The organism is Holdemanella biformis DSM 3989 (assembly GCF_000156655.1).
In the GTDB taxonomy this organism is placed as follows: domain Bacteria; phylum Bacillota_I; class Bacilli_A; order Erysipelotrichales; family Erysipelotrichaceae; genus Holdemanella; species Holdemanella biformis.
Window position 1 is genome coordinate 1 of record NZ_DS996853.1, and the last position, 1,586, is coordinate 1,586.

Annotated in this window: 1 protein-coding gene; it reads left to right on the forward strand. The window is 31.8% G+C overall.

The annotated features are described in order from the left end of the window. A partial coding sequence (locus EUBIFOR_RS13050) for a hypothetical protein (protein WP_003866307.1) occupies positions 1–1,586 on the forward strand: 1,586 nt, incomplete at both ends.

The following is a 1,586-nucleotide window of genomic DNA, read 5'->3' on the forward strand; positions in this document are numbered from 1 at the left end:
CTGCTGCTGGTGCTGTTGTTGGTGGCGGAACTATTTTTGCGGGCAACAATGCCGTTTATGCTGCTGAATTAGGAAGTGAATCTGGTTCAACAGAAAATCTAGATGGAATTGGATCACAATCTGTTTCTGAATCTGTATCTGAATCTGTGCGTCCAACAAATTCACAAGTTTCTAATCAAGCACAAGGCAGAAATTTGGCTAGAGCTGAAAATAGTTTTGCACAAAATACACTAGGTAATAATGTTGCTACAGTTAGTGAGGATGAAAATACAAATGATGATGGCACAGTGAATGCTGAAGTAACAAACAAAGCAGAAAGTGAATCTATTTCTAAAAGTGCTTCAACAAGTGCATCAACTAGTGCAAGCATATCAGCAAGTACTTCGGCTTCAACAAGCGTAAGTACTTCAGCATCTACAAGTGCTTCAACTATGTATAGCGATGTAGATAGTAAAGAATCATTAAATGTTGCTGTTTCAGAGTCTTTATCATTGTCTGAAGCAGGGGCAGAAAATACTAGTGGGAATCCATTAGATAGTGCAAGTACTAGCACTTATGAAGGTTCTTTATCTGATGCGATTAATTCATTTGATTTAAAATACTCTCAAATTCAGTCAAACTATGATTCTCAAATTGCGATAAGTAAAGAAAATAATGAATATTTGACAAAGCTTTATGGTGAAATCACTGAGCAGATGGCAAAAGTAAAGGAAGCTTATGAATATGCGTATAATAATAAAACAGATAAATTAAATAGTGATAAATATGATTACTACAAACTAGTTGATGATTTGGCTGTTATGTATGCAAAATATTTCTTATTCCAACAAGAAAACAGGAAGATAGATATTATTGATAAAACTGATTGGGAAAAAGATGAAGGTAAGAATAATTATATAAAAATTGATTATTACGATGCGAACAAAAATAAACAATCTGCATACTTTGACTATATTATTACTGATAAGAACAATAACAAAATTGATGGTGAAGATAAATGGTATCATAATTATAAATATGACAAAGTCTCAATTATGGTGTTAAAGAAATCTCCTAAGTATGTAAATGGAAACAATGAATTCTATTTCTATGATGATTATTCTACAAGTATAAAAGGAAATAGAGTTTTCTACATTAACAATCAAAAATTAACAATGGATTCTAACCAGTCAAGTTATATTAAAGAATATACATATATTGGAAATGATCAATACAAGGTTAGTTATGTTTTAAATGGTAAATCTTATGAACATGAATTTACCATGAGTACAAAAACAAAGTATATTTGGAAAGATCATCATATTGTCGAAAAAACAATTCCAAATTTTGCAGATATTAGTAATCCACAGTCTCCAGGTTATAATGGTGTAAAAGGGCAAATCTTCTTTTCACAGGATAAGTTTGAAAGGAAATTGGATCCTTACCAGGAATTAGAGAAACAAAAATCTGAAAGTCTTAGTACAATGAAAAGCGAGTCAGCTTCACTAAGTACAAGCATTTCGGATAGTTTAGCTGCTATTAGAAGTGAAAGTGCTTCTACAAGTGCTTCTACAAGTGCTTCTACAAGTGCAAGTACATCAGCTAGT